Annotated in this window: 5 protein-coding genes and 5 tRNA genes; all 10 read left to right on the top strand. The window is 31.4% G+C overall.

The window, feature by feature from the left end; genetic code table 11:
- The first annotated feature begins 63 nt into the window (after window positions 1-63).
- The 10 genes from CD034_RS06940 (at window position 64) to trmL (ending at window position 5,865) form a co-directional block, all read left to right on the top strand.
- Window positions 64-137, top strand: a tRNA-Cys gene (locus CD034_RS06940).
- 8 nt (window positions 138-145) lie between these two features.
- Window positions 146-219, top strand: a tRNA-Gly gene (locus tag CD034_RS06935).
- Between the two features lie 14 nt (window positions 220-233).
- Window positions 234-308, top strand: a tRNA-Gly gene (locus CD034_RS11225).
- Window positions 309-322: 14 nt separating this feature from the next.
- A tRNA-Gly gene (locus CD034_RS06930) sits at window positions 323-397 on the top strand.
- Between the two features lie 41 nt (window positions 398-438).
- A tRNA-Leu gene (locus CD034_RS06925) sits at window positions 439-522 on the top strand.
- A 139-nt stretch (window positions 523-661) separates the two neighbouring features.
- Window positions 662-1,720: a PTS sugar transporter subunit IIC gene (locus CD034_RS06920; RefSeq protein WP_050215204.1), complete on the top strand. Its 1,059-nt coding sequence runs from the start codon at window positions 662-664 to the stop codon at window positions 1,718-1,720.
- A gap of 129 nt (window positions 1,721-1,849) precedes the next feature.
- Window positions 1,850-3,295: an ABC transporter substrate-binding protein/permease gene (locus CD034_RS06915; RefSeq protein ID WP_370444865.1), complete on the top strand. Its 1,446-nt coding sequence runs from the start codon at window positions 1,850-1,852 to the stop codon at window positions 3,293-3,295.
- Window positions 3,288-4,010 (top strand): amino acid ABC transporter ATP-binding protein, encoded by a 723-nt coding sequence (locus CD034_RS06910; protein ID WP_002449645.1) that lies wholly within the window; start codon window positions 3,288-3,290, stop codon window positions 4,008-4,010. Before CD034_RS06915 ends, CD034_RS06910 begins: the two co-directional genes overlap by 8 nt.
- A 261-nt stretch (window positions 4,011-4,271) precedes the next feature.
- On the top strand, window positions 4,272-5,393 hold the full coding sequence (gene queG, locus CD034_RS06905) for a tRNA epoxyqueuosine(34) reductase QueG (protein WP_037554399.1): 1,122 nt from the start codon (window positions 4,272-4,274) through the stop codon (window positions 5,391-5,393).
- A 1-nt stretch (window position 5,394) separates the two neighbouring features.
- Entirely contained in the window at window positions 5,395-5,865 is a 471-nt protein-coding gene (gene trmL / locus CD034_RS06900) for a tRNA (uridine(34)/cytosine(34)/5-carboxymethylaminomethyluridine(34)-2'-O)-methyltransferase TrmL (RefSeq protein WP_002455146.1), read from the top strand.
- Window positions 5,866-5,879: the final 14 nt, after the last annotated feature.

Here is a 5,879-nt window from a genome sequence, read left to right as displayed (position 1 = left end):
TAAGGCAACGGACTTTGACTCCGTCACGCGCTGGTTCGAATCCAGCTAGCCCAGTTTTTTATTGGCGGCATAGCCAAGTGGTAAGGCAGAGGTCTGCAAAACCTTTATCACCGGTTCAAATCCGGTTGCCGCCTCCATGTGCTATGCGGGAGTAGTTCAATTTTAGAACACATTCCTTCCCGGAATGAGATATAGGTGTAAGTCCTATCTTCCGCTCCATAATTTAATATAATGCGGGAGTAGTTCAATTTTTAGAATATGTTCCTTCCCGGAACAAGATATAGGTGTAAGTCCTATCTTCCGCTCCATAATTTGATACAATGCGGGAGTAGTTCAATTTTTAGAATATGTTCCTTCCCGGAACAAGATATAGGTGCAAGTCCTATCTTCCGCTCCATAATTGCTTCCATAGGGAAGTTTTTTATTTATCTATATTAAGCCGGCGTGGCGGAATTGGCAGACGCGCGGGACTCAAAATCCCGTTCCTTTATTGGAGTGTCGGTTCGACCCCGACCGCCGGTATTTAATGGAGTTAAAAGGATTAAGTAGAACACTCTACTTAATCCTTTTTTATTTGATCATTTTTTAACTACTTATTTTATATTGTATAAAACGGTATAATATAATATTATATAGCTAATATTTAAAAATGGAGGCTATTATGAGTAGAACTAGAATAAACTTAAAATATTTTTTTAGTAATATTCTTAATGCAGTTGGTGCAGGAGTAGTTATTGCATTACTTCCCAATGCACTTTTAGGAGAACTACTAAAATTATTTAAAGATCACCATCCAATATTAGAGCTTGTTTTTCAATTAGTGACAATTATTCAATCGTTTATGGCATTTATTATTGGAATACTGGCAGCACATCAATTCAAATTTAGTGGTGCGGGTGCTAGTATGATAGGTGTATCAGCAATGTTAGGCTCTGGAGCTATACAAATGAATGCAAATGGTATTGCATTAAAAGGAATTGGCGATATTATAAACGTGATTTTAGTTATTATTATCGCATGTGCTTTATTTTTATTATTACAAGGAAAATTTGGTTCTTTAGAAATGATTATTTTACCTGTATTTATTCCAGTAGTCAGCGGATTAGTTGGATTAACGACTTTGCCATATATACAAATTATTACAAAAAGTTTAGGACATATGATTAATTCATTTACTGAATTTAATCCTCTAATTATGTCTATCTTGATAAGTGTGACGTTTTCACTATTAATGGTTACGCCAATTTCTCTAGTTGCTATTGCTACAGCTATTAGTTTAAATGGGTTAGGTAGTGGTGCAGCAAACATGGGAATTGTTGCTGCATGCGTTACTTTTTTCTTTGGTTCTTTACGTGTTAATTCAGTTGGTGTCAATTTAGTTTTATTTATTGGCGCTGCGAAGATGATGATTCCTGTTTATTTAAAACATTTAATCATTGCAATACCATTAACCATTAATGGTATTATTTCAGGTTTGTTAACATACTTCATTGGTATAAAAGGAACACCATTATCAGCTGGATTTGGTTATACAGGATTAGTTGGTCCAATTAATGCGTTTAATAGAATGCCGGGTGATTCGACATTTAATATTATTCTATTAGCATTAGGTTATTTTATTGTTCCATTCATTAGTGCTTTTATTATTCATGAATTATGCAAAAAGTTTATACCATCTTATAATGATAATATTTATAGATTTGAAATTACACATCAATAATATTATTTTAATGGTATTTAAGCATCTATATTACTATAGATGCTTTTTTTGTTTAAAATTTTTATTGCATATTAATTCTTTATTATGTATAATAATTAAAAAGTTATAGGAGGTTGCTATATGAAATATATGTTTAAAACAATTATCATAGCAATCTTAATTAGTTTGACCTTTATAAATAAAGAACCTATGGCTCATGCTGATCAAGATGCAAAATGGGAAAAAATTAAGGAAAGTGGAGAATTAAGGGTAGGATTATCAGCTGATTATGCACCATTTGAATTTGAAAAGACTGTAAAAGGTAAGAGTGAATACGTAGGTATAGATATTGATTTAGCTAAAAAAATTGCTAAAGATAATCACTTAAAATTAAAAATTGTGAATATGCAATTTGATAGTTTACTCGGTGCATTAAAAACGGGAAAAATTGATGTTATTATTTCTGGTATGACTTCAACACCAGAAAGAAAGAAAGAAGTTGATTTCTCGGATTCTTATACTAAAACGGGCAATGTAATGCTTATTAGAAAAAGCGATAAAAATAAATTTCATACATTAAAAGACTTTTCTAATAAAAAAGTTGCGGCACAAAAAGGGACTGAACAAGAAAAAATTGCTCAACAAGAAATAGAGAATGCAGACATTAGTTCATTAAATCGTCTACCAGATGCTATTCTTGCAGTTAAAAGTAATAAGGTAGAAGGGTTAGTAATAGAAAAACCCGTTGCTGAAGCATATGTAAAACAAAATAACAGCTTAATGATAGCCAATGTGAATTTTAATGAAGAAAAGAAAGATAATGTCATAGCTGTGCCAAAAAATTCACCTATTCTTTTAGCAAATGTCAATAAATCTATTAAGGAAGTCAATGACCAACATTTAATTAGCAAATACATGGACAAAGCTTCTAAAGATATGCAAGACGATAGTAGCTTTTTTGATAAGTATGGTGCATTTTTCATCAAAGGACTTAAAAATACAATTTTAATATCAATGATTGGTGTAGTATTAGGAGCAGTATTAGGAGCTTTAATTGCTTTAGCTAAATTGAGTAAGTTTAAATTGCTGTCATGGATTGCCTCTATTTACATAGAATTTTTAAGAGGAACACCGATGTTAGTTCAAGTATTTTTAGTTTTCTTTGGAACTACAGCTGTTCTAGGTTTAGATGTTTCAGCATTAGTATGTGGTACTATCGCACTAGTTATTAATTCTTCTGCTTATATTGCAGAAATATTTAGAGCTGGAATTAATGCTGTTGATAAAGGGCAAACAGAGGCAGCTCAATGTTTAGGATTAAATTATTCTAAAACAATGAGATATATCATTTTACCCCAAGCAATTAAAAATATTTTACCAGCACTAGGTAATGAATTTGTAACACTAATTAAAGAATCATCTATTGTTTCTACTATTGGAGTAGGAGAAATTATGTTTAACGCTCAGGTTGTACAAGGTATTTCATTTGATCCTTTTACACCGTTAATTATCGCTGCGATAATGTACTTTATTTTAACATTTACATTGTCTAGAGGTATGAGTTTAATCGAAGGGAGAATGAAAGCCAGTGATTAAAGTTCAAAATTTAAATAAGTCATTTAATAAAAATGTAGTACTCAAAGATATTAATTTAGAGGTTAATAAAGGGGAAGTTGTAGCAATTATAGGGCCATCAGGAAGTGGTAAAAGTACATTATTAAGATGTATGAATTTATTAGAAACTCCATCAAATGGAAAAGTGATTTTTGAAGGAAAAGAATTAACACATAAAAATATAAATTTAAATGAATTACGTCAAAAAATGGGAATGGTATTTCAAAATTTCAATTTATTTCCTCACAAAACAGTATTAGAAAATGTCATTTTAGCACCTAAGTTGTTAAAAAATGTTGATTTAAAAAAGCTAGAAATTGAAGGTAAAGCACTTCTAAAAAAAGTAGGGCTTGAAGAGAAAGCTAATGCATATCCTTCTCAACTCTCTGGCGGACAAAAACAAAGGGTAGCAATAGCAAGAGCTTTAGCTATGCATCCAGATGTCATATTATTTGATGAGCCAACATCAGCACTTGATCCTGAAGTTGTTTATGAAGTACTTAAAGTTATGAAAGATTTAGCTAAAGAAGGTATGACAATGGTGGTTGTAACTCATGAAATGGGTTTTGCTAAAGATGTTGGTGATAAAGTAATATTTATGGCAGATGGATATGTCGTTGAAAGTGAAACACCTGATCAATTATTTAATCATCCCAAACATGAAAGAACTAAAAACTTTTTGGCGAAAGTATTATAGCATGTTGTATGTAAAGACTAATAAAACATTTATAAGGTTTTATGTCTAAAAAGTAATAAAAGTTAATTAAGAAAAGAAGATAGAATGTATTCTGAATTATAAACATAGACTTTCTTTATGAAATTCTCAAAGTTAAAGAATCTGAGACACTTCAAAGTATATCTCAGATTCTTTTTTATTTATAAAAATATTTAATATCATAAAAAATTAAGATTATGTTAAAATATTCTATGGACTTTTTTATAGGAGGCAAGAGTGTTGATGAACCATCAACTTAAACAGGAAATCATTGACTATGCGTATTCCATTGGTATAGATAGTATTGGTTTTACTACCGCTGATCCTTTCGATGAACTGAAACAAAAGTTAGTAGATTATCATGAAAAAGGTTATGCATCAGGTTTTGAAGAATCAGATATTGCGCTGCGAACAGAACCTAAATTATCATTATCCACAGCACGTTCTATCATAGCTATTGCTGTTGGTTATCCAAATAAGCTAAAGGGAGCGCCAAAAAGTGTAAAAGGCGATAGAAGAGGAATGTTTGCGAGAGCCTCTTGGGGTCAAGATTATCATTCAATTATGAAAAAAAGATTAGATAAATTAAGTGAATTTATTCAATCCAAGGTCCCTGATGTCGAAATAAAAAGCATGGTTGACACTGGGGTACTTTCAGATCGCGCTGTAGCTGAAAGAGCAGGATTAGGATTCGTTGGTAGAAATGGATTTGTTATTAATCCAAAACTAGGAACTTGGACATATTTAGGAGAAATGTTAGTTAGTATTCCTTTTGAACCAGATGATCCTATATTAGACAGTTGTGGAGAATGTACAATTTGTGTAGATAGATGTCCAACGGGCGCTTTAGTAGGGAATGGTCAACTGAATTCTCAAAAATGTATCAGCTTTTTAACTCAAACTAAAGGATATTTAAAAGATGAGTATCGATATAAAATCGGTAATCGTCTTTATGGTTGTGATACTTGTCAACAAGTTTGTCCGAAAAATAGAGGTATTAATACAACCCACGAAGATATTATTTTAGAACCTGAAATATTAAAGCCACGTTTAGTTCCATTGTTACAAATGAGTAATAAAGAATTTAAAAATACTTATGGTCATTTGGCAGGAGCATGGAGAGGTAAAAAACCTATACAGCGGAATGCAATTATTGCACTTGCACATTTTGGTGAAGAAGCGGCTATTCCTGAATTAAAGGAAGTAGCATTGAATGATCCAAGACCCATGATAAGAGGAACAGCATATTGGGCTATTGGTCAAATACTTGGCAATGATGCAAGAACATTTATTTATGAGCACTATGATAATGAGATTGAAGAAGTTCAAGTTGAAATGAGAAAAGGACTAGAAATGAGGAAATAAAATGACAAATCATATTGTGTTATTCCAACCAGAAATACCTGCAAACACTGGAAATATCGCACGTACATGCGCAGGTACTAATACACACTTGCATTTAATTAAACCATTAGGCTTTAGTACAGATGACAAGATGCTAAAACGAGCTGGATTAGATTATTGGGAACATGTTAATATCACTTATCATGAAAATATTGAATCATTTTTCGAAGTGACAAATGGTAAATATTATTTACTTACTAAATTTGGTAAACAAACTTATAGTGATTTTGATTTTTCAAATACTGAAATAGAAAATTATTTTATTTTTGGTAGAGAAACGACAGGTTTACCAGATTGGGTGAAAGAGAAGTATGCAGATACTACTTTAAGAATTCCTATGAGTGATCATATTCGCTCTTTAAATTTATCTAATACTGCTGCTTTATTGATTTATGAAGCATTGCGACAACAAAATTTCCCAGGATTAAAGTAGAATTTAAAATTAAT

The sequence above is a fragment of the Staphylococcus hominis subsp. hominis genome (assembly GCF_002901845.1).
Classification (GTDB): Bacteria; Bacillota; Bacilli; order Staphylococcales; family Staphylococcaceae; genus Staphylococcus; species Staphylococcus hominis.
Note: the sequence above shows the minus strand (reverse complement) of the source record. Positions and strands in the feature narration are given on the sequence as shown.